41 protein-coding genes and 1 pseudogene are annotated in these 25,578 nt (G+C 42.5%); all 42 read left to right on the plus strand.

Features of this window, described 5'->3' with window-relative positions; genetic code table 11:
- The first annotated feature begins 7 nt into the window (after positions 1 to 7).
- The 42 genes and pseudogenes from fusA (at position 8) to MHI11_RS00920 (ending at position 25,552) form a co-directional block, all read left to right on the plus strand.
- A complete protein-coding gene (gene fusA / locus MHI11_RS00715) occupies positions 8 to 2,086 on the plus strand; it encodes an elongation factor G (RefSeq protein ID WP_044139654.1) in 2,079 nt (692 codons plus the stop codon).
- Between the two features lie 118 nt (positions 2,087 to 2,204).
- Positions 2,205 to 3,395 carry an elongation factor Tu gene (gene tuf / locus MHI11_RS00720; RefSeq protein ID WP_044139653.1) on the plus strand — a complete coding sequence of 397 codons (1,191 nt, stop codon included), beginning with the start codon at positions 2,205 to 2,207 and terminating at the stop codon, positions 3,393 to 3,395.
- A gap of 109 nt (positions 3,396 to 3,504) precedes the next feature.
- Positions 3,505 to 4,464, plus strand: coding sequence for an alpha/beta fold hydrolase (locus MHI11_RS00725; RefSeq protein WP_044139652.1), 960 nt, complete (start codon positions 3,505 to 3,507; stop codon positions 4,462 to 4,464).
- A gap of 218 nt (positions 4,465 to 4,682) precedes the next feature.
- Complete coding sequence (gene rpsJ, locus MHI11_RS00730) at positions 4,683 to 4,991, plus strand: 30S ribosomal protein S10 (protein ID WP_003156464.1); 309 nt, start codon at positions 4,683 to 4,685, stop codon at positions 4,989 to 4,991.
- A gap of 37 nt (positions 4,992 to 5,028) precedes the next feature.
- Positions 5,029 to 5,658, plus strand: a complete 630-nt coding sequence (gene rplC, locus MHI11_RS00735; RefSeq protein WP_003217069.1) for a 50S ribosomal protein L3 — start codon at positions 5,029 to 5,031, stop codon at positions 5,656 to 5,658.
- A 27-nt stretch (positions 5,659 to 5,685) separates the two neighbouring features.
- Complete coding sequence (rplD, locus tag MHI11_RS00740; protein WP_003217216.1) at positions 5,686 to 6,309, plus strand: 50S ribosomal protein L4; 624 nt, start codon at positions 5,686 to 5,688, stop codon at positions 6,307 to 6,309.
- On the plus strand, positions 6,309 to 6,596 hold the full coding sequence (gene rplW / locus MHI11_RS00745) for a 50S ribosomal protein L23 (protein WP_003217016.1): 288 nt from the start codon (positions 6,309 to 6,311) through the stop codon (positions 6,594 to 6,596). The genes rplD and rplW overlap by 1 nt, the downstream gene beginning before the upstream one ends.
- A gap of 28 nt (positions 6,597 to 6,624) precedes the next feature.
- Positions 6,625 to 7,458 (plus strand): 50S ribosomal protein L2, encoded by an 834-nt coding sequence (rplB, locus tag MHI11_RS00750; RefSeq protein ID WP_003217065.1) that lies wholly within the window; start codon positions 6,625 to 6,627, stop codon positions 7,456 to 7,458.
- A 57-nt stretch (positions 7,459 to 7,515) separates the two neighbouring features.
- Entirely contained in the window at positions 7,516 to 7,794 is a 279-nt protein-coding gene (rpsS, locus tag MHI11_RS00755; RefSeq protein WP_003216920.1) for a 30S ribosomal protein S19, read from the plus strand.
- Between the two features lie 17 nt (positions 7,795 to 7,811).
- Positions 7,812 to 8,153: a 50S ribosomal protein L22 gene (gene rplV, locus MHI11_RS00760; protein WP_007496316.1), complete on the plus strand. Its 342-nt coding sequence runs from the start codon at positions 7,812 to 7,814 to the stop codon at positions 8,151 to 8,153.
- A 3-nt stretch (positions 8,154 to 8,156) separates the two neighbouring features.
- On the plus strand, positions 8,157 to 8,813 hold the full coding sequence (rpsC, locus tag MHI11_RS00765) for a 30S ribosomal protein S3 (RefSeq protein WP_003217241.1): 657 nt from the start codon (positions 8,157 to 8,159) through the stop codon (positions 8,811 to 8,813).
- A 1-nt stretch (position 8,814) separates the two neighbouring features.
- Positions 8,815 to 9,249, plus strand: coding sequence for a 50S ribosomal protein L16 (gene rplP, locus MHI11_RS00770; RefSeq protein WP_003217039.1), 435 nt, complete (start codon positions 8,815 to 8,817; stop codon positions 9,247 to 9,249).
- A complete protein-coding gene (gene rpmC, locus MHI11_RS00775; RefSeq protein ID WP_003217155.1) occupies positions 9,239 to 9,439 on the plus strand; it encodes a 50S ribosomal protein L29 in 201 nt (66 codons plus the stop codon). Before rplP ends, rpmC begins: the two co-directional genes overlap by 11 nt.
- A 25-nt stretch (positions 9,440 to 9,464) precedes the next feature.
- Positions 9,465 to 9,728: a 30S ribosomal protein S17 gene (gene rpsQ, locus MHI11_RS00780; protein WP_003216906.1), complete on the plus strand. Its 264-nt coding sequence runs from the start codon at positions 9,465 to 9,467 to the stop codon at positions 9,726 to 9,728.
- A 39-nt stretch (positions 9,729 to 9,767) separates the two neighbouring features.
- On the plus strand, positions 9,768 to 10,136 hold the full coding sequence (rplN, locus tag MHI11_RS00785) for a 50S ribosomal protein L14 (protein ID WP_003216882.1): 369 nt from the start codon (positions 9,768 to 9,770) through the stop codon (positions 10,134 to 10,136).
- Between the two features lie 35 nt (positions 10,137 to 10,171).
- The gene (rplX, locus tag MHI11_RS00790; protein ID WP_003217151.1) at positions 10,172 to 10,483 is read left to right on the plus strand and encodes a 50S ribosomal protein L24; all 312 of its coding nucleotides are present in this window, start codon (positions 10,172 to 10,174) and stop codon (positions 10,481 to 10,483) included.
- A 25-nt stretch (positions 10,484 to 10,508) separates the two neighbouring features.
- Positions 10,509 to 11,048 (plus strand): 50S ribosomal protein L5, encoded by a 540-nt coding sequence (rplE, locus tag MHI11_RS00795; RefSeq protein ID WP_003217159.1) that lies wholly within the window; start codon positions 10,509 to 10,511, stop codon positions 11,046 to 11,048.
- Positions 11,049 to 11,070: 22 nt separating this feature from the next.
- Entirely contained in the window at positions 11,071 to 11,256 is a 186-nt protein-coding gene (rpsN, locus tag MHI11_RS00800) for a 30S ribosomal protein S14 (RefSeq protein ID WP_008356542.1), read from the plus strand.
- Positions 11,257 to 11,287: 31 nt separating this feature from the next.
- The gene (gene rpsH / locus MHI11_RS00805; protein WP_003217040.1) at positions 11,288 to 11,686 is read left to right on the plus strand and encodes a 30S ribosomal protein S8; all 399 of its coding nucleotides are present in this window, start codon (positions 11,288 to 11,290) and stop codon (positions 11,684 to 11,686) included.
- 31 nt (positions 11,687 to 11,717) lie between these two features.
- On the plus strand, positions 11,718 to 12,254 hold the full coding sequence (rplF, locus tag MHI11_RS00810) for a 50S ribosomal protein L6 (RefSeq protein ID WP_003217186.1): 537 nt from the start codon (positions 11,718 to 11,720) through the stop codon (positions 12,252 to 12,254).
- Between the two features lie 32 nt (positions 12,255 to 12,286).
- A complete protein-coding gene (gene rplR, locus MHI11_RS00815; RefSeq protein ID WP_012008708.1) occupies positions 12,287 to 12,649 on the plus strand; it encodes a 50S ribosomal protein L18 in 363 nt (120 codons plus the stop codon).
- Between the two features lie 24 nt (positions 12,650 to 12,673).
- A complete protein-coding gene (gene rpsE / locus MHI11_RS00820; protein ID WP_003217179.1) occupies positions 12,674 to 13,174 on the plus strand; it encodes a 30S ribosomal protein S5 in 501 nt (166 codons plus the stop codon).
- Positions 13,175 to 13,187: 13 nt separating this feature from the next.
- Positions 13,188 to 13,370: a 50S ribosomal protein L30 gene (gene rpmD / locus MHI11_RS00825; RefSeq protein ID WP_003217067.1), complete on the plus strand. Its 183-nt coding sequence runs from the start codon at positions 13,188 to 13,190 to the stop codon at positions 13,368 to 13,370.
- Between the two features lie 30 nt (positions 13,371 to 13,400).
- Positions 13,401 to 13,841 (plus strand): 50S ribosomal protein L15, encoded by a 441-nt coding sequence (gene rplO, locus MHI11_RS00830; RefSeq protein WP_003216888.1) that lies wholly within the window; start codon positions 13,401 to 13,403, stop codon positions 13,839 to 13,841.
- A gap of 1 nt (position 13,842) precedes the next feature.
- Entirely contained in the window at positions 13,843 to 15,135 is a 1,293-nt protein-coding gene (secY, locus tag MHI11_RS00835) for a preprotein translocase subunit SecY (protein WP_044139651.1), read from the plus strand.
- A 55-nt stretch (positions 15,136 to 15,190) separates the two neighbouring features.
- Positions 15,191 to 15,844, plus strand: coding sequence for an adenylate kinase (locus tag MHI11_RS00840; RefSeq protein WP_012008711.1), 654 nt, complete (start codon positions 15,191 to 15,193; stop codon positions 15,842 to 15,844).
- On the plus strand, positions 15,841 to 16,587 hold the full coding sequence (gene map, locus MHI11_RS00845; protein ID WP_340960186.1) for a type I methionyl aminopeptidase: 747 nt from the start codon (positions 15,841 to 15,843) through the stop codon (positions 16,585 to 16,587). The genes MHI11_RS00840 and map overlap by 4 nt, the downstream gene beginning before the upstream one ends.
- 27 nt (positions 16,588 to 16,614) lie before the next feature.
- A pseudogene (locus MHI11_RS00850) lies at positions 16,615 to 16,922 on the plus strand (KOW domain-containing RNA-binding protein).
- The gene (gene infA, locus MHI11_RS00855; RefSeq protein ID WP_003217190.1) at positions 16,900 to 17,118 is read left to right on the plus strand and encodes a translation initiation factor IF-1; all 219 of its coding nucleotides are present in this window, start codon (positions 16,900 to 16,902) and stop codon (positions 17,116 to 17,118) included. Before MHI11_RS00850 ends, infA begins: the two are co-directional and overlap by 23 nt.
- A 31-nt stretch (positions 17,119 to 17,149) precedes the next feature.
- On the plus strand, positions 17,150 to 17,263 hold the full coding sequence (rpmJ, locus tag MHI11_RS00860; protein ID WP_003156543.1) for a 50S ribosomal protein L36: 114 nt from the start codon (positions 17,150 to 17,152) through the stop codon (positions 17,261 to 17,263).
- Positions 17,264 to 17,284: 21 nt separating this feature from the next.
- A complete protein-coding gene (gene rpsM, locus MHI11_RS00865) occupies positions 17,285 to 17,650 on the plus strand; it encodes a 30S ribosomal protein S13 (RefSeq protein ID WP_003217023.1) in 366 nt (121 codons plus the stop codon).
- Positions 17,651 to 17,670: 20 nt separating this feature from the next.
- A complete protein-coding gene (rpsK, locus tag MHI11_RS00870) occupies positions 17,671 to 18,066 on the plus strand; it encodes a 30S ribosomal protein S11 (protein WP_003217231.1) in 396 nt (131 codons plus the stop codon).
- A gap of 175 nt (positions 18,067 to 18,241) precedes the next feature.
- Positions 18,242 to 19,186: a DNA-directed RNA polymerase subunit alpha gene (locus MHI11_RS00875; RefSeq protein WP_003217009.1), complete on the plus strand. Its 945-nt coding sequence runs from the start codon at positions 18,242 to 18,244 to the stop codon at positions 19,184 to 19,186.
- A 76-nt stretch (positions 19,187 to 19,262) separates the two neighbouring features.
- A complete protein-coding gene (gene rplQ, locus MHI11_RS00880) occupies positions 19,263 to 19,625 on the plus strand; it encodes a 50S ribosomal protein L17 (RefSeq protein WP_003216944.1) in 363 nt (120 codons plus the stop codon).
- 124 nt (positions 19,626 to 19,749) lie between these two features.
- Positions 19,750 to 20,592: an energy-coupling factor ABC transporter ATP-binding protein gene (locus MHI11_RS00885; protein WP_044139649.1), complete on the plus strand. Its 843-nt coding sequence runs from the start codon at positions 19,750 to 19,752 to the stop codon at positions 20,590 to 20,592.
- Entirely contained in the window at positions 20,568 to 21,437 is an 870-nt protein-coding gene (locus MHI11_RS00890) for an energy-coupling factor ABC transporter ATP-binding protein (protein ID WP_044139648.1), read from the plus strand. Before MHI11_RS00885 ends, MHI11_RS00890 begins: the two co-directional genes overlap by 25 nt.
- On the plus strand, positions 21,434 to 22,231 hold the full coding sequence (locus tag MHI11_RS00895) for an energy-coupling factor transporter transmembrane component T family protein (RefSeq protein ID WP_044139647.1): 798 nt from the start codon (positions 21,434 to 21,436) through the stop codon (positions 22,229 to 22,231). The genes MHI11_RS00890 and MHI11_RS00895 overlap by 4 nt, the downstream gene beginning before the upstream one ends.
- 11 nt (positions 22,232 to 22,242) lie before the next feature.
- Positions 22,243 to 22,986, plus strand: a complete 744-nt coding sequence (gene truA, locus MHI11_RS00900; RefSeq protein ID WP_340960188.1) for a tRNA pseudouridine(38-40) synthase TruA — start codon at positions 22,243 to 22,245, stop codon at positions 22,984 to 22,986.
- Positions 22,987 to 23,152: 166 nt separating this feature from the next.
- Positions 23,153 to 23,590 carry a 50S ribosomal protein L13 gene (rplM, locus tag MHI11_RS00905; protein WP_003217042.1) on the plus strand — a complete coding sequence of 146 codons (438 nt, stop codon included), beginning with the start codon at positions 23,153 to 23,155 and terminating at the stop codon, positions 23,588 to 23,590.
- 20 nt (positions 23,591 to 23,610) lie between these two features.
- The gene (gene rpsI, locus MHI11_RS00910; RefSeq protein WP_003217273.1) at positions 23,611 to 24,003 is read left to right on the plus strand and encodes a 30S ribosomal protein S9; all 393 of its coding nucleotides are present in this window, start codon (positions 23,611 to 23,613) and stop codon (positions 24,001 to 24,003) included.
- Between the two features lie 189 nt (positions 24,004 to 24,192).
- Positions 24,193 to 24,708 (plus strand): GNAT family N-acetyltransferase, encoded by a 516-nt coding sequence (locus MHI11_RS00915; RefSeq protein ID WP_044140727.1) that lies wholly within the window; start codon positions 24,193 to 24,195, stop codon positions 24,706 to 24,708.
- Between the two features lie 97 nt (positions 24,709 to 24,805).
- Positions 24,806 to 25,552 (plus strand): amidohydrolase family protein, encoded by a 747-nt coding sequence (locus MHI11_RS00920; protein ID WP_044140728.1) that lies wholly within the window; start codon positions 24,806 to 24,808, stop codon positions 25,550 to 25,552.
- Positions 25,553 to 25,578: the final 26 nt, after the last annotated feature.

Here is a 25,578-nt window from a genome sequence, read left to right on the forward strand (position 1 = left end):
TTACCCAATGGCAAGAGAGTTCTCCTTAGACAAAACTCGTAATATTGGTATCATGGCTCACATCGATGCTGGTAAAACGACAACGACTGAGCGTATCTTATACTACACTGGTCGTATCCATAAAATTGGTGAAACTCACGAAGGAGCTTCCCAAATGGACTGGATGGAGCAGGAGCAAGAACGTGGTATTACAATCACTTCTGCTGCTACTACAGCACAATGGAAAGGTTACCGTGTAAACATCATCGATACACCAGGACACGTAGACTTCACTGTTGAAGTTGAACGTTCTTTACGTGTACTTGACGGTGCGGTAGCAGTTCTTGATGCACAATCAGGTGTAGAGCCACAAACTGAAACAGTTTGGCGCCAAGCAACAACTTACGGAGTACCTCGTATCGTATTCGTTAACAAAATGGATAAAACCGGTGCGGACTTCCTTTACTCTGTAAGCACATTAAGAGATCGTCTTCAAGCGAACGCTCATGCAATTCAATTGCCGATCGGCGCTGAAGATCAATTCGAAGGAATCATCGACCTTGTAGATAACGTAGCATACTTCTACGAAGATGACCTTGGAACTCGCTCTGATGCACAAGAAATCCCTGCTGAGTATAAAGACAAAGCTGAAGAGCTTCGCAACAGCCTTATTGAAGCTGTCGCTGAGCTTGATGAAGAGCTTATGGAAAAATACCTTGAGGGTGAAGAAATTACAATTCCTGAATTGAAAGCTGCAATCCGTAAAGGAACGTTGAATGTTGAATTCTACCCAGTTCTTGTTGGATCTGCTTTCAAAAACAAAGGTGTTCAGCTTGTACTTGATGCTGTGCTTGATTACCTACCTGCACCAACTGATGTTGCTGCAATCAAAGGTATCCTGCCAGATTCAAATGAAGAGGTTGTTCGTGAGTCTACTGATGACGCACCATTCTCAGCTCTTGCATTTAAAGTTATGACTGATCCTTATGTTGGGAAACTAACTTTCTTCCGCGTATACTCTGGAACACTTGCTTCAGGTTCATACGTGAAGAACTCTTCTAAGAACAAGCGTGAGCGTGTTGGACGTATCCTTCAAATGCACGCAAACAGCCGTGAAGAAATCTCTACTGTATATGCAGGGGATATCGCAGCAGCTGTTGGTCTTAAAGATACATCTACTGGTGACACTCTTTGTGACGAGAAAGATACTGTTATCCTTGAGTCTATGGAATTCCCAGAGCCAGTTATCGATGTAGCCATCGAGCCTAAATCAAAGGCTGACCAAGATAAAATGGGTATCGCTTTAGCTAAACTAGCTGAAGAGGATCCAACATTCCGTACACAAACAAACCCTGAAACTGGTCAAACGATCATCTCTGGTATGGGTGAGCTTCACCTTGATATCATTGTTGACCGTATGAAGCGTGAGTTCAAGGTGGAAGCTAACGTAGGTGCTCCTCAAGTTGCGTACCGTGAAACATTCCGTTCTGGTGCAAAAGTTGAAGGTAAATTCGTTCGTCAGTCTGGTGGACGTGGTCAGTTCGGACACGTTTGGATCGAATTCGAACCAAACGAAGAAGGCGCAGGCTTCGAATTCCAAAATGCAATCGTCGGTGGGGTTGTTCCACGTGAATACATTCCAGCAATTCAAGCAGGTCTTGAAGATTCACTTGAAAATGGTGTATTAGCTGGATTCCCATTAATCGACATCAAAGCAAAATTATTTGATGGATCTTACCACGATGTTGACTCGAACGAAATGGCGTTTAAAATTGCTGCATCTATGGCATTGAAAAATGCTGTCAGCAAATGTAACCCAGTTCTACTTGAGCCAATGATGAAAGTGGAAGTCGTTATCCCTGAAGAATACATGGGAGACATCATGGGTGATATCACATCTCGTCGTGGACGTGTAGAAGGTATGGAAGCTCGCGGTAACGCTCAAGTTGTTCGCGCAATGGTTCCACTTTCTGAAATGTTCGGATATGCAACTTCACTCCGTTCTAACACACAAGGACGCGGTACTTTCACTATGCATATGGATCACTACGAAGAAGTGCCTAAGAGCATCAGTGAAGAAATCATCAAAAAAAATAAAGGTGAATAATTGATTTTGCCTTTAAACTAAAGTATAACTACTATTGAAGATCAGAAAGTGAGAGATAACTCTTCACTTTCTATCACTCTATACCAAATACAATGAACCTTTAAGGAGGATTTTTAGAATGGCTAAAGAAAAATTCGACCGTTCCAAATCGCATGCTAACATTGGTACAATTGGACACGTTGACCATGGTAAAACAACTCTAACTGCTGCTATCTCAACAGTTCTTCATAAGAAGTCTGGTAAAGGATCAGCTATGGGATATGACCAAATCGATGGTGCTCCAGAAGAGCGCGAGCGTGGAATCACAATCTCAACTTCACACGTCGAGTATGAAACAGACACTCGTCACTATGCACACGTAGACTGCCCAGGACACGCTGACTACGTTAAAAACATGATCACTGGTGCTGCTCAAATGGACGGCGCGATCTTAGTAGTATCTGCTGCTGATGGTCCAATGCCACAAACACGTGAGCACATCCTACTTTCTCGTAACGTAGGTGTTCCATACATCGTAGTATTCCTTAACAAATGTGACATGGTTGACGATGAAGAGTTACTTGAACTTGTTGAAATGGAAGTTCGTGACCTTCTTTCTGACTATGACTTCCCTGGTGATGATGTACCAGTTATCAAAGGTTCTGCTCTTAAAGCTCTTGAAGGAGATGCTGATTACGAAGCAAAAATCTTTGAACTTATGGATGCGGTTGATGAGTACATCCCAACTCCAGAGCGTGACACTGAGAAGCCATTCATGATGCCAGTTGAGGATGTATTCTCAATCACTGGTCGTGGAACTGTTGCTACTGGTCGTGTTGAGCGTGGACAAGTTAAAGTCGGTGACGAAGTTGAAATCATCGGTCTTCAAGAAGACAATGGTAAAACAACTGTTACAGGTGTTGAAATGTTCCGTAAGCTTCTTGACTATGCTGAAGCTGGTGACAACATCGGTGCACTACTTCGTGGTGTATCTCGTGAAGATATCCAACGTGGTCAAGTACTTGCTAAACCAGGTACAATCACTCCACATAGCCGTTTCAAAGCTGAAGTTTATGTACTTTCTAAAGAAGAGGGTGGACGTCATACTCCATTCTTCGCTAACTACCGTCCGCAGTTCTACTTCCGTACAACTGACGTAACTGGTATCGTACATCTTCCAGAAGGTACTGAAATGGTAATGCCTGGCGATAACACTGAGATGGAAGTTGAACTTATCTCTACTATCGCTATCGAAGAAGGAACTCGTTTCTCTATCCGTGAGGGTGGACGTACTGTAGGTTCTGGCGTCGTTTCAAATATCATTAAGTAATAAACATATAAAAGAGACTCTTTGCAAAAGGGTCTCTTTTTTTGCTTTTCCAGATCAGAACGGCTACTATAAGCTATAGAATCTAAATGGAACCGAGAGGATCACTGGAATGGCGAAGACATATTTGAAGAAATGGTTAATCGGCGGGGTTGACCAATGGATTATGATCAAAGAAGATCACACTAGTGAAGCGAAGCCTGTTCTTTTATTTTTACACGGTGGGCCCGGCTCCGCTCAAATCAGCTATATCGACTCATTTCATGAGGAACTTAATCACGATTTTACAGTTGTTCATTGGGATCAGCGTGGCGCGGGACTCTCCTATCAAAAGAATCCCTCCGATACTTCCATGACCATTCGGCAATTTATTGAAGATACGATTGAACTGACAGAGAAAGTCCTTTCATATCTAGGTCAATCAAAATTGTACATCGCCGGATATTCGTGGGGGTCATTAATCGCCATACAAGCAGTACATAAGCGCCCAGATCTATATCATGCTTATTATGGAATTAGTCAGGTAGTAGATGTAATAAAAGAAGATAGTGTGTCGTACGAGCTTCTTTTGGAGAAATACGAAAGAAATCGGTTGTTTACTTGGTGCCTGCGATTACTGACGCCTCCTCCGTGGAAACGAATATCAGCTCATGCTCTGTTCTCTCTATATAAAGAGCTCGGAAGCGTAGGTCTCACACATAGGTGGAAGCCGCTTATTCAAATGCTGCGCGGGTTTCTTTTTAGTAAGGAATATCAGCTCAAAGATAAGTGGAATTTCCTTAAAGGACAGATGCTTAGTCAGGACATTCTATGGGATGAATTGATGAATGAGAGCATTGAATACCGAGTTTCTACTATATTAATACCTTGTTACTTTATCATTGGTGAATATGACATGATTACACCAGCTGCTGTATCAAAACCTTATGTTGAGCAATTAACAGCACCAGTCAAAGAATGGTTCACCTTTAAAGAATCTGCACATTCCCCGCATCTAGAAGAGCCAGAAGAATTTATCCGTACCATAAAAAAGACGGCTGTACATCATCTTCAGGGAAAGCTTGATTTATAGGCTGAACCCCTGTATAATATGAAAAGTGTGCAAATCATAAATTTATCCGATTTATTATTGCAACACGCAGGCCAATTTGGTACAATAGTGCATGTTGGTCTTTGACTGCGATGAAGTGAGAGGTTGCTGACACACCCGGCCGCTTTGCCATGGCAAGGTGATCAGGTTTTTCTCACGGAGAACTGTCTAACGTAAGTAGGCGAAAAGGAGGGAAAATAATGGCAAAACAAAAAATTCGTATTCGTTTAAAAGCATATGATCATAGAATTCTTGATCAATCTGCTGAGAAGATTGTTGAAACGGCTAAGCGTTCTGGTGCTAGTGTATCTGGTCCAATCCCGCTTCCAACTGAAAAATCAGTTTACACAATCCTTCGTGCGGTGCATAAGTACAAAGATTCTCGTGAGCAATTTGAGATGCGTACTCACAAACGTCTAATCGACATCGTGAATCCAACTCCACAAACAGTTGATGCACTTATGCGTTTAGATTTACCATCTGGTGTAGATATCGAAATCAAACTTTAATTCAAATAGAAAACACATATTATAGGAGGTGTGACTAATGACCAAAGGAATCTTAGGTAGAAAAATTGGTATGACGCAAGTATTCGCAGAAAACGGTGATCTTATCCCTGTAACTGTTGTTGAGGCTGCTGCTAACGTTGTTCTTCAAAAGAAGACTGCTGACACGGATGGCTATGAAGCAATCCAAATCGGTTTTGACGACAAACGTGAAAAGCTTTCTAACAAACCAGAGAAGGGCCACGTTGCTAAAGCGGAAACTGCTCCTAAGCGCTTCGTAAAAGAATTACGCGGTGCGGAGCTAGATGCGTATGAAGTTGGTCAGGAAGTCAAAGTTGATATTTTCGCAAATGGAGATATCGTAGATGTAACAGGAACATCAAAAGGTAAAGGATTCCAAGGGGCTATCAAGCGCCACGGACAATCACGCGGACCAATGACTCACGGTTCACGTTACCACCGTCGTCCTGGTTCAATGGGACCTGTTGATCCAAACCGAGTATTCAAAGGTAAACTTCTTCCAGGTCGTATGGGCGGAGAACAAATCACTGTCCAAAACCTTGAGATCGTTAAAGTTGATGCGGAACGCAATCTTCTATTGATCAAAGGAAATGTACCAGGAGCTAAAAAATCTCTAGTAACTGTAAAGAGTGCAGTTAAATCTAAATAACTCTCTTAGGAAAGGAGGAAACAAGTCATGCCAAAAGTAGCATTATTTAACCAAAACGGTTCTACTAACGGTGAAATCGAATTAAACGCTTCTGTGTTTGGGATTGAGCCAAACGAAAGCGTAGTATTCGATGCTATTCTTATGCAAAGAGCTTCCTTACGTCAAGGAACTCACAAAGTAAAAACTCGTTCTGAAGTACGTGGCGGAGGTCGTAAGCCTTGGAGACAGAAGGGTACTGGTCGTGCTCGTCAAGGTTCTATCCGTTCACCACAATGGCGCGGAGGCGGTATCGTATTCGGTCCAACACCACGCAGCTATTCTTATAAATTACCTAAAAAAGTTCGCCGCTTGGCTATCAAGTCAGTATTGTCTTCTAAAGTAATCGACAACAACATCATCGTTCTTGAAGATCTGACTCTTGATGCAGTGAAAACGAAAGAATTCGCAGGCATCCTTAAAGGATTATCTGTCGAGAAGAAAGCGTTGATCGTCACTGCGGATGCAAACGAAACAGTTGCTTTATCTGCTCGTAACATCCCTGGAGTAACAGTTGTTGAAGCTAACGGTATCAACGTTCTTGACGTTGTCAACCACGAGAAACTTCTGATCACTAAAGCAGCGGTTGAAAAAGTAGAGGAGGGACTTGCATAATGAAAGATCCTCGTGATGTTCTAAAGCGCCCTATCATTACTGAACGTTCTGCTGATCTAATGACAGAGAAGAAGTATACGTTCGAAGTTGATGTCAGAGCTAACAAAACAGAAGTGAAAGACGCTGTTGAAGAAATCTTTGGAGTGAAAGTTGAGAAAGTCAACGTTCAAAATTACAAAGGAAAATCTAAACGCGTTGGACGCTACACTGGTATGACTAGCCGTCGCAGAAAAGCGATCGTGAAATTAACTGCTGACAGCAAAGAAATCGAAATTTTTGAAGCGTAAATCTTAAAAAGAAGGAGGGAAATTCAAAATGGCGATTAAAAAGTATAAACCAACCAGTAATGGTCGTCGTGGCATGACTACTTCAGATTTTGCTGAAATCACGACTGACAAACCAGAAAAATCGTTGCTTGCGCCGCTTCACAGAAAAGGCGGACGTAACAACCAAGGTAGAATGACTGTTCGTCATCAAGGTGGCGGTCATAAACGTCAATACCGTATCATTGACTTTAAACGTGATAAAGACGGTATACCTGGACGCGTTGCTACAATCGAGTATGATCCAAACCGTTCAGCGAACATCGCTCTTGTAAACTATGCAGATGGTGAGAAACGTTACATTCTTGCTCCTAAAGGAATCCAAGTTGGTACTGAAGTTACTTCTGGACCAGAATCTGACATCAAACCAGGTAATGCTCTTCCACTTATCAACATCCCAGTTGGTACAGTTGTGCATAACATTGAATTAAAACCAGGTAAAGGTGGACAATTAGTTCGTTCTGCTGGTACTTCTGCTCAAGTTCTTGGTAAAGAAGGTAAATACGTTCTTGTACGTTTGAACTCAGGAGAAGTTCGTATGATTCTTTCTGCTTGCCGTGCGACTATCGGTCAAGTTGGAAACGAGCAACACGAATTAATTAACATCGGTAAAGCTGGACGTTCACGCTGGAAAGGCGTACGCCCAACAGTTCGTGGTTCTGTAATGAACCCTAACGATCACCCACACGGTGGTGGTGAAGGACGCGCTCCAATCGGACGTAAATCACCAATGTCTCCATGGGGCAAACCGACTCTTGGATTCAAGACTCGTAAGAAAACCAACAAGTCTGATAAATTCATTGTACGTCGTCGTAAAAACAAGTAACGGGGTTGTCTACGGTTCATTTAGGACCGTAGTTCAATCACGAAGGGAGGTTCCACAATGGCTCGCAGCTTAAAAAAAGGACCATTTGTTGATGATCATTTGATGGCTAAAGTCGAGAAATTGAATGAAACTGACAAAAAGCAAGTCGTAAAAACTTGGTCTCGTCGTTCTACAATTTTCCCACAATTCATCGGTCACACAATCGCTGTCTATGACGGACGCAAACATGTACCTGTTTTCATTTCTGAAGATATGGTAGGTCACAAATTGGGCGAATTCGCACCAAGCCGTACTTACAAAGGTCATGCTAGTGACGATAAAAAAACAAGACGCTAATGAGAGGAGGCTTTTAAATGCAAGCTAAAGCTGTCGCAAGAACAGTCCGTATTGCTCCTCGTAAAGCACGTCTAGTAATGGACCTGATCCGAGGTAAGCAAGTAGGAGAAGCAGTTTCTATCTTAAACCTTACACCTAAGGCTGCTTCACCAATTATTGAAAAAGTATTAAAATCTGCTATCGCAAATGCTGAGCACAACTACGAGTTGGACGCTAACAGCCTAGTGATTACTCAAGCATTCGTTGACGAAGGTCCAACACTTAAGAGATTCCGTCCACGTGCTATGGGTCGTGCGAGCGCAATTAACAAACGTACTAGCCACATTACAATCGTTGTATCAGAAAAGAAGGAGGGATAATCCGTGGGTCAAAAGGTAAATCCAGTAGGTCTTCGTATTGGCGTCATTCGTGATTGGGAATCTAAATGGTTCGCAGGAAAAGATTACGCTGACTTCTTACATGAAGACTTGAAAATCCGTGAATTCATCAGCAAGCGTTTGTCTGACGCGTCTGTTTCTAAAGTAGAAATCGAACGTGCTGCAAACCGCGTAAATATCACAATCCACACGGCTAAACCAGGTATGGTAATTGGTAAAGGCGGATCTGAAGTTGAAGCACTTCGTAAAGCTCTTAACAGCCTAACTGGCAAACGTGTACACATCAACATCCTTGAAATCAAAAGAGCAGATCTTGATGCTCAGCTAGTTGCTGAAAACATCGCTCGTCAACTTGAAAATCGTATTTCATTCCGTCGTGCACAAAAACAAACAATCCAACGCACAATGCGTGCTGGAGCACAAGGAATCAAAACAATGGTTTCTGGTCGTCTTGGCGGTGCAGATATTGCTCGTTCTGAATATTACAGTGAAGGTACTGTTCCGTTGCACACACTTCGTGCTGACATCGACTATGCTACTGCTGAAGCTGACACTACTTATGGTAAGCTTGGCGTAAAAGTATGGATCTATCGTGGAGAAGTCCTTCCAACTAAGAAGAATACTGCGGAAGGAGGAAAATAATATGTTATTGCCAAAACGCGTGAAGTATCGCAGAGAACATCGTGGAAAAATGCGTGGTCGTGCAAAAGGTGGTACTGAAGTACATTTCGGTGAGTACGGTATCCAAGCTCAAGAAGCTTCTTGGATCACGAACCGCCAAATCGAAGCTGCTCGTATTGCTATGACTCGTTACATGAAACGTGGCGGTAAAGTTTGGATTAAAATTTTCCCTTCTAAGCCATACACAGCTAAACCTCTAGAGGTCCGCATGGGTTCCGGTAAAGGTGCTCCAGAAGGATGGGTAGCTGTAGTAAAACCAGGCAAAGTTTTATTTGAAATTTCTGGTGTGTCTGAAGAAGTTGCTCGTGAAGCTCTTCGTCTTGCATCTCATAAATTGCCAATTAAAACGAAGTTCGTAAAACGTGAAGAAATTGGTGGTGAATCAAATGAAAGCTAATGAAATTCGTGACCTTACCACTGCTGAAATTGAACAAAAAGTAAAGTCTCTTAAAGAAGAACTTTTCAATCTTCGTTTCCAATTAGCGACTGGGCAGCTTGAAAACACTGCTCGCATTCGTGAAGTGCGTAAATCAATCGCACGCATGAAAACTGTGATTCGTCAAAGAGAAATCGCTGCTAATAAATAATAATTAGAGGGGAGGCCCCGCAAACATGAGCGAACGTAACCAACGTAAAGTGTATCAAGGTCGTGTTGTTTCTGACAAAATGGATAAAACCATCACTGTTGTAGTTGAAACATACAAAAAGCATTCACTTTATGGCAAACGTGTAAGATACTCTAAGAAGTTCAAAGCACATGATGAAAACAACCAAGCAAAAATCGGAGACATCGTAAAGGTCATGGAAACTCGTCCTTTATCTGCGACTAAACGCTTTCGTCTAGTTGAAGTTGTCGAAGAAGCCGTTATTATCTAATAAAGTTCGGATTTCTTTTTCCGAAAGGAGGTAACATTAATGATTCAACAGGAGACTCGTTTAAAAGTAGCTGACAACTCTGGCGCACGCGAAGTACTAACGATTAAAGTTCTTGGTGGCTCTGGACGTAAGACGGCTAACATCGGTGATGTCATTGTTTGTACGGTTAAACAAGCAACACCAGGAGGCGTTGTCAAAAAAGGTGAAGTTGTGAAAGCAGTTATCGTTCGTACAAAGAGCGGAGCTCGCAGAAACGATGGATCTTACATCAGCTTCGATGAAAATGCATGTGTCATTATCCGTGACGACAAGAGCCCACGTGGAACTCGTATCTTCGGACCAGTAGCACGTGAACTTCGTGAAAACAACTATATGAAAATTGTTTCTCTAGCACCAGAAGTACTTTAATGAATACAATCCGCGACTCAAGGAGGTGCGATTAAATGCATGTTAAAAAGGGCGATAAAGTAGTGGTTATCTCTGGTAAAGATAAAGGTAAACAAGGAGTCATCCTTGCTGCTTTCCCTAAGAATGACCGTGTTTTAGTAGAAGGTATTAACCTTGTGAAAAAACACTCTAAACCAACCCAAGCTAACCCTCAGGGCGGAATTTCTGAACAAGAAGCGCCGATCCACGTATCAAACGTAATGCCGCTTGATCCTAAAACGGGTGAAGTGACACGTGTTGGGTATAAAGTTGAGGACGGAAAGAAAGTCCGTGTAGCGAAAAAATCTGGGCAAGTTCTAGATAAATAGTAAATAAGGAAGGGAGGTCTTTCTCATGAACCGCCTTAAAGAAAAGTATGTAAAAGAAATTACACCTGCATTAGTTTCTAAGTTTGAATACAAATCAGTAATGCAAGTGCCAAAAATCGAAAAAATCGTGATCAACATGGGTGTTGGTGACGCCGTTCAAAACGCTAAAGCAATCGATACTGCTGTTGAAGAATTAACGTTTATCGCTGGTCAAAAACCTGTCGTTACTCGTGCGAAGAAGTCTATTGCTGGATTCCGTCTACGTGAAGGAATGCCAATCGGTGCGAAAGTAACACTTCGCGGAGAGCGTATGTACGATTTCCTTGATAAACTTATTTCTGTGTCTTTACCACGTGTACGTGACTTCCGCGGGATTTCTAAGAAATCTTTCGACGGTCGTGGAAACTACACGCTTGGTATTAAAGAACAGTTAATCTTCCCAGAAATTGATTACGATAAAGTAACAAAAGTCCGCGGTATGGATATCGTTATCGTTACGACTGCCAATACGGACGAAGAAGCACGTGAGTTATTAACTCAAGTAGGTATGCCGTTCCAGAAATAATCAATGAAAGGGAGGCGAAATCGTGGCTAAAAAGTCTATGATTGCGAAACAACAACGCAAACAAAAGTTTAAAGTTCAAGAGTATACGCGCTGCGAACGTTGTGGACGTCCACATTCAGTAATTCGCAAGTTTAAACTTTGCCGTATTTGTTTCCGCGAACTTGCATATAAAGGACAAATTCCTGGCGTTAAAAAAGCCAGCTGGTAATCCCCATAAATGGGAAGGAGGTTATTAAATAATGGTTATGACAGATCCGATTGCAGATTTGCTGACTCGTATTCGCAATGCGAACATGGTACGTCATGAGAAGCTAGAAGTACCGGCTTCCAAAATCAAAAGAGAAATTGCTGAAATCTTAAAGCGTGAAGGTTTTATCCGTGACGTTGAATATGTTGAAGACAGCAAACAAGGAATTATTCGTATGTTCCTTAAATATGGCCAAAACAACGAACGTGTTATCACTGGTCTAAAAAGAATCAGTAAACCTGGTTTACGTGTATATGCGAAATCAAATGAAGTACCACGTGTACTTAACGGACTTGGAATCGCAATTATTTCTACATCACAAGGTGTTTTATCGGACAAAGAAGCCCGTGCTAAACAAGCTGGTGGAGAAGTACTTGCTTACGTATGGTAAAAAAAGTTTAAGATGAATGGAGGTGCTTGGTATGTCTCGTATAGGTAAAAAACTAATCGAGATCCCTTCAGGAGTTACTGTGACAAACAACGATAACACAGTGACAGTAAAGGGACCAAAAGGTGAACTAACTCGTACATTTCACCCTGATATGGAAATTAAAATTGAGGACAGCGTCTTAACTGTAAGCCGTCCGTCTGATCATAAAGAACACCGTGCATTACATGGTACAACACGTAGCTTAATTGCAAACATGGTTGAAGGTGTATCTAAAGGTTTCGAAAGAGGTTTAGAACTTATCGGTGTCGGTTACCGTGCAGCTAAATCTGGAAACAAACTTGTTCTTAACGTTGGATACTCTCATCCAGTTGAAATCGTTCCTGAGGCTGGAGTTGAAGTCGAAGTTCCATCTCAAACGAAAGTAGTCATTAAAGGTATCGATAAAGAGCGTGTGGGAGCTCTAGCTTCTAACATCCGCGCTGTCCGTTCTCCAGAGCCTTACAAAGGTAAAGGAATTCGTTACGAAGGTGAATTCGTTCGCCGTAAAGAAGGAAAAACTGGTAAGTAAGATCGCTTAATGTGAAGAAAGGAGTGACTCGGATGATTACGAAAACTAGTAAAAACGCTACTCGTCTTAAAAGACACGCTCGTGTTCGTGCGAAACTTTCAGGTACTGCTGAAAGACCTCGCCTTAACGTTTTCCGTTCTAACAAGAACATCTACGCTCAAGTAATTGATGATGTTAACGGTGTAACACTTGTAAGTGCTTCTACTCTTGATAAAGATTTAAAGATCGAGAATAGTTCTGACGCTGCAGCTGCTACTAAAGTTGGCGAACTTGTTGCAAAACGTGCTGTTGAAAAAGGAATCTCTAACGTGGTATTTGACCGCGGAGGATACTTATATCATGGACGTGTAAAAGCTCTAGCTGAAGCTGCTCGTGAGGCTGGACTTAAATTTTAATAAAAGAAGGAGGGACACATCCGAATGAGTCGTATTGACCAAAGCAAATTAGAGTTAGAAGAACGCTTAGTTACGGTTAACCGCGTAGCGAAAGTTGTTAAAGGTGGACGTCGTTTCCGTTTTGCAGCTTTAGTTGTTGTCGGTGACAAAAACGGTCATGTAGGTTTCGGTACTGGTAAAGCACAAGAAGTACCAGAAGCGATCCGCAAAGCTGTTGAAGATGCGAAAAAGAATTTAATTGAAGTACCAATGGTTGGAACTACAATTCCACATGAAATCATCGGTCGATTCGGTGCAGGAAACGTTCTATTGAAGCCTGCTTCAGAAGGTACAGGAGTTATCGCTGGAGGCCCAGTGCGTGCGGTTCTTGAGCTTGCTGGTCTAGCTGATATCCTTTCTAAATCTCTAGGTTCTAATACACCGATCAACATGATCCGCGCAACACTTCAGGGTTTAAGTGAACTTAAACGTGCTGAAGACGTTGCGAAGCTTCGTGGAAAATCTGTAGAAGACCTGTTAGGATAAGGAGGGAACATTAATGGCAAATAAATTAGAAATTACCCTCAAACGCAGTGTAATCGGTCGCCCAGAAGATCAGCGTGTCACTGTTCGTACTCTTGGTCTTAAGAAAACAAACCAAACAGTCGTACATGAAGACAATGCAGCGATCCGCGGCATGATTAACAAGGTGTCTCATTTAGTTTCTGTTAAAGAACAATAAAACATTTTTAATCGATAAGGAGGTGCCCAAATGAAACTTCATGAATTGAAGCCTTCAGAAGGTTCACGTAAAGTACGCAACCGTGTTGGTCGTGGTATTGGATCAGGTAACGGTAAAACTTCTGGTAAAGGTCATAAAGGTCAAAACGCTCGTTCTGGCGGCGGTGTACGCCCTGGTTTCGAAGGTGGTCAGATGCCTTTATTCCAACGTCTTCCAAAACGTGGTTTTACAAACATCAACCGTAAAGATTATGCGGTAATCAACTTAGACAGATTAAACAGTTTTGACGAAGGAACGGAAGTAACTCCTGAACTTCTTCTAGAGACTGGTGCAATAAGCAAGTTAAAAGCAGGAGTAAAAATTCTTGGCAACGGTAAATTAGAAAAAAAATTAACTGTAAAAGCCAATAAATTCTCTGCTTCTGCTAAAGAAGCGATTGAAGCTGCTGGCGGTACAGCCGAGGTGATCTAACTTGTTTAAGACAATCTCCAATTTTATGCGCGTGAAAGATATACGGAATAAGATTATATTCACTCTTTTAATGTTAATCGTCTTTCGTATAGGTGCTTTCATCCCTGTGCCTAATGTGAACGCCGAAGTTCTCCAGGCACAGGATCAAATGAGTGTTTTCGGGATCCTCAACACGTTTGGGGGCGGGGCACTTTTCCAATTCTCCATTCTTGCAATGGGGATTATGCCGTATATCACTGCTTCGATCATCATTCAGCTCTTGCAGATGGATGTTGTTCCGAAGTTCACTGAGTGGTCAAAGCAAGGAGAGGTTGGCCGCCGAAAATTAGCACAATTCACAAGGTATTTTACAATTGTTCTAGGTTTTATCCAGGCGTTAGGAATGTCATATGGATTCAACAATATGGCAGGAGGCATGCTGATTGAAAACCCAGGTGTTTCAACGTACCTCTTAATTGCGGTCGTACTCACTGCGGGAACAGCATTTTTGATGTGGCTGGGAGAGCAGATTACTGCTCACGGTGTTGGTAACGGTATTTCGATTATTATCTTTGCCGGTATCATCGCAGGTATCCCTCAAACATTAAAACAAGTGTACGCTCAGCAATTTGTAGGTGGAGATGGACAGCTGTTCATGCAAATCCTGAAAATTGCCCTTATTGTCATTGCTATTCTTGTCATTGTTGTCGGTGTGATTTACATTCAAATGGCAGTGAGAAAGATTGCGATTCAATATTCAAAAGGAACTGGCCGTGCACAAATGTCTGCTAGTCAAGCAACGCACCTTCCATTGAAAGTGAATCCAGCAGGGGTGATTCCAGTCATCTTTGCCGTTTCTTTCATTATTACTCCGCAGACGGTCGCATCGTTCTTCGGAACCAATAATGTGACAACTTGGATAACCAACAACTTTGACTATACTAAGCCAATCGGTATGACGATTTATGTAGCACTGATTGTTGCTTTCACATATTTTTATGCCTTTGTCCAAGTGAATCCTGAACAAATGGCTGAAAATCTGCAAAAGCAGGGTGGCTATATCCCGGGAGTTCGTCCAGGGAAAATGACTCAAGATAGAATTACGAGCATTTTGTACCGACTCACGTTCGTGGGCGCCATTTTCTTAGCCGTGATTTCAATACTTCCTATCTTTTTCATTCAATTCGCTGGATTACCTTCCGCTGCACAAATTGGTGGCACAAGTCTTCTCATTGTTGTAGGTGTTGCACTTGAAACAATGAAACAGCTTGAAAGCCAGTTAGTGAAACGAAACTACCGTGGATTTATGAAATAAAACAGAGGGCTGGGCTCCTGCCCAACCTCTCTAAGTAAGGAAGGGGAAATCCGAAATGAACTTAGTCTTAATGGGGCTTCCGGGTGCTGGTAAAGGCACTCAGGCAGAACGAATTGTTGATGATTATGGGATCCCTCATATCTCAACAGGAGATATGTTCCGCGCTGCTATGAAAGAGGAGACACAACTTGGGCTCGAAGCAAAATCCTTTATCGATAAAGGAGAGCTTGTTCCTGATGAGGTCACAATCGGTATTGTTAGAGAAAGACTTGGCAAAAATGATTGTGAACAAGGTTTTCTTCTGGACGGATTTCCGCGAACAGTCGCTCAGGCTGAAGCTTTAGAAGACATTCTAAAGGACCTTGGCAGAACGATTGATTATGTCATTAATATTAAAGTCGATAAAGATGCTTTGATGGAGCGTCTGACTGGCCGAAGAATTTGCAAAAATTGCGGAGCAACCTATCATTTAGTATTCAATCCACCTGCGAAAGAAAATGTTTGCGATAAGTGTGGAGGCGAGCTTTATCAACGTGCAGATGATAATGCAGAAACCGTTTCGACTAGACTTGAAGTAAACTTAAAGCAGACTGAACCTTTACTGAACTTCTATTCAGAAAAAGGATATCTTGCAAACATTGATGGTGCAAAACACATTAACGATGTATATGCAGATATCAAGGACCTGCTTGGGGGATTAAATAAATGATTATCTGTAAAACTCCTCGCGAGCTTGAGATTATGAGAGAAGCTGGACGCATTGTCGCACTGACTCATGAAGAGCTGAAGAAACATATAAAACCAGGTATTTCGACAAAAGAATTGGATCAAATTGCCGAACGTTTTATTACAAAGCAGGGTGCAATCCCATCTTTTAAAGGGTATAATGGTTTTCGCGGGAGCATTTGCGTTTCGGTGAATGAAGAACTCGTTCACGGTATTCCTGGTAAACGGGTTTTACGTGATGGTGACATCATTAGTATCGATATTGGCGCAAAGTTAAATGGCTATCATGGTGACTCTGCTTGGACTTATCCACTTGGGGTAATCAGTGATGAAGACCGCAAACTACTGGAAGTCACAGAGGAATCTCTATATAAAGGCTTACAGGAAGCAAAGCCAGGCGAACGTCTGTCGAACATTTCCCATGCCATACAAACGTATGTAGAAAACGAGAATTTCTCAGTTGTTAGAGAATATGTTGGACATGGGGTCGGACAGGATCTTCATGAGGACCCTCAAATTCCTCATTATGGTCCGCCCAACAAAGGCCCGCGGCTAAAACCTGGAATGGTGTTGGCCATCGAACCGATGGTGAACGCAGGCAGCCGATATGTGAAAACATTGGCTGATAACTGGACGGTTGTAACGGTTGATGGGAAAAAGTGTGCTCACTTTGAGCATACGATTGCGATTACAGATACAGGTTTTGATATACTGACTAAGATTTAGGTCTTCACTGAAGCCTTTCAGGCCCAAATCGGGCAGGTTGTCTGTATAGTCCAAAGGAAAGAACAAGATCAGTATACAGGTGTCATCGGCATGTTCGGTGGCTGCCATGTACTAATCGCAGACGGAGAAAAGCGTAAATTTCATTCTCCTAAGAAAAAATATCAATCATATAACCTTTTATGGTTGCGTATCTCCGGAAGTTCAGAACAGTATATTCAAAACAGGTCGGGTGATAGATGGCCAATTGAGATGAACTCATTTGGACATTTGTCAGAGAGCAAGTTACTGATTTGAAGAAGGGAGAACACTTGAATGGCGAAAGACGATGTAATTGAAGTGGAAGGTACTGTAGCAGAAACTTTGCCAAATGCAATGTTCAAAGTTGAACTAGAGAATGGTCATACAGTTTTGGCTCATGTATCAGGAAAAATCCGTATGCACTTCATTCGCATTTTACCTGGAGACAAAGTTACGGTAGAATTATCTCCATATGACTTAACTCGTGGTAGAATTACGTACCGTTACAAATAAAGCAACTCCGGAAGAAGGAGGTTGGAAACACATGAAAGTGAGACCATCTGTTAAACCTATCTGTGAAAAATGTAAAGTTATTCGCAGAAAAGGAAAAGTAATGGTGATCTGTGAAAACCCAAAACATAAACAAAAACAAGGCTAATAACAAGGAGGTGCCCAAATCATGGCTCGTATTGCTGGTGTAGATATTCCACGTGATAAACGTGTTGTCATTTCTTTAACATATGTTTTTGGAATTGGTCGTACGACTGCGCAACAAGTCCTTAAAGAAGCAGGTGTTTCTGAAGACACTCGCGTTCGCGATCTAACTGAAGACGAACTTGGTAAAATCCGTGATATCATTGACAAACTTAAAGTAGAAGGTGACCTTCGTCGTGAAGTTTCACTTAACATTAAGCGTCTAATTGAAATCGGAAGCTACCGCGGAATCCGTCATCGTAGAGGACTTCCTGTTCGTGGACAAAACACAAAAAACAACGCGCGTACTCGTAAAGGTCCGCGTCGTACTGTAGCTAACAAGAAAAAATAAGTAAAGGAGGTAGTTAAAGAATGGCTGCTGCTCGTAAACAAAATACGCGTAAACGTCGCGTGAAAAAGAATATTGAAGCTGGAATCGCTCATATTCGTTCCACTTTCAACAACACGATTGTAACGATTACTGATGTTCATGGAAACGCAATTTCTTGGTCAAGTGCTGGTGCATTAGGATTCAGAGGTTCTCGTAAATCTACTCCTTTCGCTGCACAAATGGCTGCTGAAACTGCTGCTAAAGGTTCTATCGAACATGGTCTTAAAACACTTGAAGTAACTGTTAAAGGTCCTGGTTCTGGTCGTGAAGCTGCAATTCGTGCACTTCAAGCTGCAGGTCTTGAAGTTACTGCAATTAGAGACGTAACTCCAGTTCCTCATAACGGATGCCGTCCACCAAAACGTCGCCGCGTGTAATTTGTTTGTATAGATTTTGTGTCCCTGTCAATAATGGGTTATGATACAGTTATTTATGAGACGAATACACGACTCGTTGCCTGAGCACATACGGGACTAAACAATGAGGAATTTCGGATGGAATCTCATATGATTCTATTCGAGGTTTCGACGTTTTGAAGGAGGGTTTTATTAGATGATCGAAATTGAAAAACCAAAAATCGAAACGGTTGAAATCAGCGACGATGCCAAGTATGGCAAGTTTGTCGTAGAGCCACTTGAGCGTGGATATGGTACCACTTTAGGGAACTCCCTTCGTCGTATCCTTTTATCCTCACTTCCTGGTGCAGCTGTAACATCGATCCAGATAGATGGTGTCTTACACGAATTCTCAACGATCGAAGGCGTGGTTGAAGATGTTACAACGATTATCTTAAACATTAAAAAGCTTGCACTCAAAATCTACTCTGAAGAAGAGAAGACGCTTGAAATTGATGTACAAGATGAAGGTACTGTAACAGCTGCTGATATTACACACGACAGCGATATTGAAATCTTAAATCCAGATCTCCACATCGCAACTCTTGGCAAGAATGCGAGCTTCCGTGTTCGCTTAACTGCACAAAGAGGTCGCGGGTATAATCCTGCTGATGCAAACAAAAGAGACGATCAGCCAATCGGTGTGATTCCGATCGACTCAATCTATACACCTGTATCTCGTGTGACTTATCAAGTGGAGAACACCCGTGTTGGGCAAATCACAAACTATGATAAATTAACACTAGATGTATGGACTGATGGAAGCACAGGACCGAAAGAAGCGATCGCTCTAGGTTCTAAGATTTTAACTGAACACCTGAATATTTTCGTTGGGTTAACTGACGAAGCTCAGCATGCTGAAATCATGGTTGAGAAAGAAGAAGACCAAAAAGAAAAAGTGCTTGAAATGACAATTGAAGAGCTTGATCTTTCTGTTCGTTCTTACAACTGTTTGAAGCGTGCGGGTATTAACACTGTTCAAGAGCTTGCTAACAAGACAGAAGAGGATATGATGAAAGTTCGTAACCTTGGACGTAAATCTCTTGAAGAAGTGAAAGCGAAACTAGAAGAACTTGGACTGGGTCTTCGTAAAGACGATTGACTAGTTTCATTGTGAACTAGGATTTTCGTGTGTTTTTTATTCATACAGCATTCTCTAACTAAGGAGGGGACATCACATGGCATACAGAAAGCTAGGACGCACTAGTGCACAACGTAAAGCAATGCTTCGTGACCTAACGACTGATTTGATCATCAACGAACGCATCGAAACAACTGAAACACGTGCGAAAGAACTTCGCTCTGTAGTTGAAAAAATGATCACTCTTGGCAAACGCGGAGATCTTCATGCTCGCCGTCAAGCTGCAGCTTACATTCGTAATGAAGTAGCTAATGCTGAAACAAACCAAGATGCACTTCAAAAATTATTCGCTGACGTTGCAACTCGCTACGAAGATCGCCAAGGTGGATACACTCGTATCATGAAGCTTGGACCTCGTCGCGGCGATGGCGCACCAATGGCTGTCATTGAATTAGTTTAATCACATAGCGTGTATCTAAGAAAGGGCGGGACAGTTCATAACTGGATCTATGCCCTTTTTTAGATACTACGGCTTTTTAACAATAAGCAAAGAAGAGGTTGAGCTGAGAGGAGGTCCGGTAGAGATGGGGAAGACATTAATTGACGTAAAGGACATTGTATTTCGTTATCACAAGGATGCGGACAAGCCCGCTTTAGATCAAGTGTCATTGCATGTGAATCAAAATGAATGGCTCGCCATTGTTGGTCATAACGGTTCAGGTAAATCCACACTTGCCCGTGTACTGAATGGGCTCATTTTACCGGATGCTGGAACGGTCAAGGTTGGAGAGATTGAGCTGAAAGAAGAGAGTGTCTGGGATATTCGCAAAAAGGTCGGAATGGTCTTTCAAAACCCAGATAACCAATTCGTTGGCTCAACGGTTCGTGATGATGTGGCTTTTGGTTTAGAAAATAACGGGGTTGAGCGGGAATTGATGATAGAACGTGTAGATTGGGCTGTCAAACAGGTCAATATGCAGGAGTTTCTTGATCAAGAGCCGCACCATCTATCAGGCGGGCAAAAGCAGAGAGTCGCCATTGCAGGTGTACTTGCCGCAAGCCCTGACATCATGATCTTGGATGAAGCAACATCGATGCTTGATCCGATTGGCCGTGAAGAAGTGTTAGAGACTGTTAGACTATTGAAGGAACAAGGGACGGTCACAGTCATTTCCATCACACATGATTTAGACGAGGCCGCCAAGGCAGACCGGGTCATTGTCATGAATGACGGGAAAAAATTTGCCGAGGGAACCCCAGAGGAAGTATTTGAACTAGACGAACAGCTAGTTCAAATTGGACTTGATCTGCCATTTTCCTATCGGCTGAGCAAACAATTGAAGCAGCAAGGTGTACCGCTTGCAAATGCCCATTTGACACAAGAAGGATTGGTGAAAGAGCTATGGACATTACGATCAAAGAATTAGAGCATCGTTATCAAATGAAAACGCCGTTTGAGCGTCTCGCTTTGTATGATGTCAATGCTTCCATCCAAGAGGGCAGCTATGTCGCTGTCATTGGTCATACGGGCTCTGGCAAGTCCACGTTGTTGCAGCATTTAAATGGCTTGCTCAAACCAACGAAGGGGAGCATTGCGCTTGGAGATACCGTCTTACAAGCCAATAAAAAGCAGAAGGATTTAAAGTCCCTCCGGAAAAAAGTAGGCATCGTGTTTCAGTTTCCTGAGCATCAGCTCTTTGAAGAAACGATTCTTAAGGATATCTGCTTTGGTCCGATGAATTTCGGTGTTCCTCAGGAAAAGGCAGAAGCAAAGGCGAAGGAAATGCTGAAGCTAGTTGGTCTTCCTGAATCCCTATTATCTCGATCTCCCTTTGAACTAAGCGGCGGTCAAATGAGACGTGTGGCGATTGCAGGTGTTCTAGCGATGGAGCCAGAAGTGCTTGTGCTGGATGAGCCGACTGCAGGGTTAGATCCACGCGGACGAAAGGAAATCATGGACATGTTCTATGAGCTTCATCAAAAGGCAAACCTCACCACGATTCTGGTTACACACAGTATGGAGGACGCCGCTCATTATGCGGATCAAATGATTGTGATGCATAAAGGAACGGTGAAGGCGACAGGTACGCCGAGAGAATTGTTTGCCAATCGTACAGATATGTCTTCGTTTGGTCTCGACCTCCCAGAAACGATTAAATTCCAGCAGACTGTAGAAGAAAAGTTGGGCATTACGTTTCCAAGGCCGCTTCTGACCATGGATGAAATGGCAGAAGCCTTAACAGCTCTTTATCAGGAGGACACGACATCATGATGGATAGTATGATTATCGGCAAATATGTGCCAGGTTCATCCTTTGTCCATCGTCTTGATCCAAGGACAAAGCTGTTATCAATTTTCTTTTTTGTCTTTATTGTCTTTTTTGCTAATAATTACATCACTTACGGGCTTTTAGGTGTCTTTACCCTTCTTGTGGTGATGGTTTCTCAGGTGCCGCTATACTTTATTCTCAAAGGAATGAAGCCGATCCTATGGATTGTCCTGTTTACCTTCATTCTGCATATTTTTATGACAAAGGATGGCGCCTTGCTATTTCACTTTGGTTTTTTAAATATTTATGAAGAAGGTCTAAAGCAGGGGATTTTCATTTCTCTCCGTTTTGTCTATCTCATCATGATGACGACACTTCTGACGTTAACCACAACGCCTATAGAAGTGACAGACGGTATGGAAAAGCTGCTTCACCCATTCCGTAAAATCAAACTGCCCGTTCATGAGCTTGCTCTCATGATGTCCATCTCTCTTCGGTTTATTCCAACTTTACTAGAAGAGACGGACAAAATCATGAAGGCGCAAATGGCAAGAGGTGTTGATTTTACAAGCGGACCTCTTAAAGATCGCATGAAAGCCATCGTTCCTTTACTTGTCCCGCTTTTCGTCAGTGCGTTTAAGCGTGCAGAGGAACTGGCGACCGCTATGGAAGCGAGAGGCTACCGCGGAGGAGAAGGACGGACGAAATACCGTCAGCTTGTCTGGGGCATGAAAGACACGTTCACACTGCTCCTATTTATCCTGTTAACAGCACTCCTTGTGCTTCTGAGAAATTAGGTGATTCCTAGATGAAGGTCAAATGTACCGTATCCTACGATGGAACACATTTTAAAGGCTATCAGGTGCAACCTGGGCAGCGAACTGTTCAGATGGAGATCGAGTCGGCTCTTGCAAGAATGCACAAACAGGATGAACTGATTCCGATTGTGGCTTCTGGCCGGACGGACAGCGGCGTCCATGCGAAGGGGCAGGTCATCCATTTCGACACGCCGCTTTCGATTCCGATGGAAAGATGGCCTTTTGCCCTCAATAGTCTCCTGCCGGATGACATCAGAGTTCTAAAGGCTGAGGAAGTGGATGAGTCGTTTCATGCACGTTTTAGTGTCGTTTCGAAGGAGTACCGTTATAAGGTCTCAACGGAAACGCACCAAAATGTGTTCACGAGACAGTATGCCTGCCACTTCCCTTACCGGCTGGATGCAGACAAAATGAGAGAAGCTGCTGGACACCTCATTGGCACACACGACTTCACAAGCTTTTGTGCGGCCAATACAGAGGTTCAGGACAAGGTGAGGGAGATTTACACCCTCGAGTGGAAAAACGTCTCAGACGGGCTTGAAATGCGTGTGAAAGGAAATGGCTTTTTATACAACATGGTGCGAATTATCGCTGGAACGTTACTTGAAATCGGATCTGGTAAATTTCGCCCTGATGAGATAAAAGCCATGCTTGCCGCCCGAAATCGCGAAGCGGCAGGCAAGACTGCGCCTAGTCACGGACTGTATTTATGGGAAGTTTTCTATGACAACTAAACCAGGTGTAACATGTTCTTGACACAGGAAGCAGAAAGTTATAAGATATCATATGGTATGTATTTCAACCCCACAAATAAGCCCCGGAAGACTTATCTTGTGTTTTGAAATAGAACGTAGCATTTGATTCAAGGAAAAATTATTGATTTATTTAGGAGGGAAACTCATGCGTACAACACCAATGGCGAACGCAAGCACAATTGAGCGCAAATGGCTAGTTGTTGATGCGGCAGGCAAGACTCTAGGTCGTCTTTCTACTGAAGTAGCATCACTTTTGCGCGGTAAGCACAAACCAACTTATACACCACACGTTGATACAGGTGATCACGTCATCATCATCAATGCTGAGAAAATCGAATTAACAGGTAAGAAATTGACGGACAAAATTTACTACCGTCACACTATGCACCCAGGTGGTTTGAAACAAAGAACTGCTCTTGAGATGCGTACAAACTACCCTGAAAAAATGTTGGAGCTTGCTATCAAAGGTATGCTTCCAAAGGGTCCATTAGGCCGTCAAATGTTCAAAAAATTAAATGTGTACCGTGGTTCTGAGCATCCACATCAAGCACAACAACCTGAAGTTTACGAACTTCGCGGTTAATTATAAGGGAGGTTAACAATTTGGCACAGGTTCAATATTACGGTACAGGTCGTCGTAAAAGTTCTGTAGCGCGCGTTCGCTTAGTTCCAGGTGAAGGCCGTATCGTCGTTAATAATCGTGAAATTACTGAATACATTCCATTCGCTGCTTTAATCGAAGACGTGAAACAGCCTTTGAACATCACAGAAACAGCTAACAGCTACGATGTTCTTGTAACTGTTCACGGTGGTGGATTCTCTGGTCAAGCTGGAGCAATTCGTCACGGTATCTCTCGTGCTCTTCTAGAAGTAGATCCTGAGTACCGTACATCACTTAAACGTGCTGGACTTCTTACTCGTGACCCTCGTATGAAAGAGCGTAAGAAATACGGTCTTAAAGGCGCACGTAGAGCTCCTCAGTTCTCAAAACGTTAATCAATTTTATATTGTATGGACGTTTTACAAAGGTTTGTTACAAACAAACCTTATAAAAAAAGCATCAGCTTCGTGCTGGTGCTTTTTTTTGTGCTTTTTATGTGATAGATCATGACTGGTCTCTTCCTCTTGAATACGTATAAAATATGAGTATAGAAGTTTTCTGTTAAAAAAGATGGAGGTTGTCCTATGAATCTAACGACAGAAAGATGTCTCATTCGACCATTTACGGATGATGATTGGCAGGATGTCTATGCATATACATCTGATCCGGTAGTGATGAAGTATATTCCGGAAGATGTATTTTCTAGAGAAGATGCGAAGGAATTTGTCAAAAATAATCGTCATGAAGATGCTAAGTATGTCGCTGTCCTATTAAAAGAAGATCAAACATGCATCGGGCATATCGCATTTTATCCTTACTTTGGTGATCACACGTATGAAATTGGCTGGGTCTTCAATCCTGCATATCAAAACAAAGGCTATGCTTCTGAAACGGCGTATGCTGTACTGCATCATGGCTTTCACACAATGAATTTACATCGGATCATTGCCACTTGTCAGCCTGAAAATGTGCCATCGTGGAGAGTGATGGAGAAAATGGGGATGAGAAAAGAGGGTTATTTTAAAAAGTGTATACCACAGGAAAGTGAGTGGTGGGATGAGTTTTATTATGCCATCTTACGAGAGGAATGGAAAACTTGATAAGTTTTCATGATATGAAGTAATTCGTCATTCCAAATATCCCTTGGCTTTCGCTATTGATATAATCAGATCAAATAAGCAGAAGAGGGGCGCGCGCATGAGGATCTTTGATGCACATTTTCATATCATTGATTTTAATTTTCCCATTCAGGAAAACCAAGGGTATACACCGCCTAGTTATGTGGTGGATGATTATAAGAGAGAGACGGCTGATCTAGGGATTTTAGGTGGAGCAATCGTCTCAGGGTCATTTCAAGGCTTTGATCAAGGCTATTTGTTGAAAGCGCTAGATGAACTGGGCTCAGCTTTTTGCGGTGTGACTCAATTACCTTTTACAGCAACTGATGATGAAATTGTTCATTTGGGTCAACATGGGGTAAAGGCATTACGTTTTAATGTGAAGCGGGGCGGTTCGGAGGATATTTCGAAGCTCGATTATTTTGCGAGAAGGGTGTATGAGCTGGCGGGCTGGCATAGTGAGCTCTACATAGACGCTAAGCATCTCCCTGACATCTCATCTACGCTTGAACAGCTGCCGGCCGTTTCGATTGATCATTTAGGCTTATCGGAAGAAGGCTTGACGCATTTGCTCAAGCTGGTTGATAAAGGAGTTCGGGTAAAAGCAACTGGTTTTGGACGAGTCGATTTAAACGTTGAACATGCATTGACATCAATTTATCAAACGAATCCTGATGCACTGATGTTTGGTACAGACCTTCCATCCACAAGAGCAAAGCGCTCATTTGAATACGGTGATGTTGAGTTGATTCAACAGCTATTTGAGGAAAAAGCAGCTGACCACATCTTATATAAGAACGCGTATCAATGGTATTTTGGTCAATAAGTTCCACTTCAGTTCATAGGAGGTGT

Source organism: Bacillus sp. FSL K6-3312, assembly GCF_038007485.1.
GTDB classification, from domain to species: domain Bacteria; phylum Bacillota; class Bacilli; order Bacillales; family Bacillaceae; genus Bacillus; species Bacillus pumilus.

Coding starts and splice junctions, on each gene's coding strand:
- fusA (WP_044139654.1), top strand. CDS start 8: ATGGCAAGAGAGTTCTCCTTAGACAAAACTCGTAATATTGGTATCATG.
- tuf (WP_044139653.1), top strand. CDS start 2,205: ATGGCTAAAGAAAAATTCGACCGTTCCAAATCGCATGCTAACATTGGT.
- MHI11_RS00725 (WP_044139652.1), top strand. CDS start 3,505: ATGGCGAAGACATATTTGAAGAAATGGTTAATCGGCGGGGTTGACCAA.
- rpsJ (WP_003156464.1), top strand. CDS start 4,683: ATGGCAAAACAAAAAATTCGTATTCGTTTAAAAGCATATGATCATAGA.
- rplC (WP_003217069.1), top strand. CDS start 5,029: ATGACCAAAGGAATCTTAGGTAGAAAAATTGGTATGACGCAAGTATTC.
- rplD (WP_003217216.1), top strand. CDS start 5,686: ATGCCAAAAGTAGCATTATTTAACCAAAACGGTTCTACTAACGGTGAA.
- rplW (WP_003217016.1), top strand. CDS start 6,309: ATGAAAGATCCTCGTGATGTTCTAAAGCGCCCTATCATTACTGAACGT.
- rplB (WP_003217065.1), top strand. CDS start 6,625: ATGGCGATTAAAAAGTATAAACCAACCAGTAATGGTCGTCGTGGCATG.
- rpsS (WP_003216920.1), top strand. CDS start 7,516: ATGGCTCGCAGCTTAAAAAAAGGACCATTTGTTGATGATCATTTGATG.
- rplV (WP_007496316.1), top strand. CDS start 7,812: ATGCAAGCTAAAGCTGTCGCAAGAACAGTCCGTATTGCTCCTCGTAAA.
- rplP (WP_003217039.1), top strand. CDS start 8,815: ATGTTATTGCCAAAACGCGTGAAGTATCGCAGAGAACATCGTGGAAAA.
- rpmC (WP_003217155.1), top strand. CDS start 9,239: ATGAAAGCTAATGAAATTCGTGACCTTACCACTGCTGAAATTGAACAA.
- rpsQ (WP_003216906.1), top strand. CDS start 9,465: ATGAGCGAACGTAACCAACGTAAAGTGTATCAAGGTCGTGTTGTTTCT.
- rplN (WP_003216882.1), top strand. CDS start 9,768: ATGATTCAACAGGAGACTCGTTTAAAAGTAGCTGACAACTCTGGCGCA.
- rplX (WP_003217151.1), top strand. CDS start 10,172: ATGCATGTTAAAAAGGGCGATAAAGTAGTGGTTATCTCTGGTAAAGAT.
- rplE (WP_003217159.1), top strand. CDS start 10,509: ATGAACCGCCTTAAAGAAAAGTATGTAAAAGAAATTACACCTGCATTA.
- rpsH (WP_003217040.1), top strand. CDS start 11,288: ATGGTTATGACAGATCCGATTGCAGATTTGCTGACTCGTATTCGCAAT.
- rplF (WP_003217186.1), top strand. CDS start 11,718: ATGTCTCGTATAGGTAAAAAACTAATCGAGATCCCTTCAGGAGTTACT.
- rplR (WP_012008708.1), top strand. CDS start 12,287: ATGATTACGAAAACTAGTAAAAACGCTACTCGTCTTAAAAGACACGCT.
- rpsE (WP_003217179.1), top strand. CDS start 12,674: ATGAGTCGTATTGACCAAAGCAAATTAGAGTTAGAAGAACGCTTAGTT.
- rpmD (WP_003217067.1), top strand. CDS start 13,188: ATGGCAAATAAATTAGAAATTACCCTCAAACGCAGTGTAATCGGTCGC.
- rplO (WP_003216888.1), top strand. CDS start 13,401: ATGAAACTTCATGAATTGAAGCCTTCAGAAGGTTCACGTAAAGTACGC.
- MHI11_RS00840 (WP_012008711.1), top strand. CDS start 15,191: ATGAACTTAGTCTTAATGGGGCTTCCGGGTGCTGGTAAAGGCACTCAG.
- map (WP_340960186.1), top strand. CDS start 15,841: ATGATTATCTGTAAAACTCCTCGCGAGCTTGAGATTATGAGAGAAGCT.
- infA (WP_003217190.1), top strand. CDS start 16,900: ATGGCGAAAGACGATGTAATTGAAGTGGAAGGTACTGTAGCAGAAACT.
- rpmJ (WP_003156543.1), top strand. CDS start 17,150: ATGAAAGTGAGACCATCTGTTAAACCTATCTGTGAAAAATGTAAAGTT.
- rpsM (WP_003217023.1), top strand. CDS start 17,285: ATGGCTCGTATTGCTGGTGTAGATATTCCACGTGATAAACGTGTTGTC.
- rpsK (WP_003217231.1), top strand. CDS start 17,671: ATGGCTGCTGCTCGTAAACAAAATACGCGTAAACGTCGCGTGAAAAAG.
- MHI11_RS00875 (WP_003217009.1), top strand. CDS start 18,242: ATGATCGAAATTGAAAAACCAAAAATCGAAACGGTTGAAATCAGCGAC.
- rplQ (WP_003216944.1), top strand. CDS start 19,263: ATGGCATACAGAAAGCTAGGACGCACTAGTGCACAACGTAAAGCAATG.
- MHI11_RS00885 (WP_044139649.1), top strand. CDS start 19,750: ATGGGGAAGACATTAATTGACGTAAAGGACATTGTATTTCGTTATCAC.
- MHI11_RS00890 (WP_044139648.1), top strand. CDS start 20,568: ATGGACATTACGATCAAAGAATTAGAGCATCGTTATCAAATGAAAACG.
- MHI11_RS00895 (WP_044139647.1), top strand. CDS start 21,434: ATGATGGATAGTATGATTATCGGCAAATATGTGCCAGGTTCATCCTTT.
- truA (WP_340960188.1), top strand. CDS start 22,243: ATGAAGGTCAAATGTACCGTATCCTACGATGGAACACATTTTAAAGGC.
- rplM (WP_003217042.1), top strand. CDS start 23,153: ATGCGTACAACACCAATGGCGAACGCAAGCACAATTGAGCGCAAATGG.
- MHI11_RS00915 (WP_044140727.1), top strand. CDS start 24,193: ATGAATCTAACGACAGAAAGATGTCTCATTCGACCATTTACGGATGAT.
- MHI11_RS00920 (WP_044140728.1), top strand. CDS start 24,806: ATGAGGATCTTTGATGCACATTTTCATATCATTGATTTTAATTTTCCC.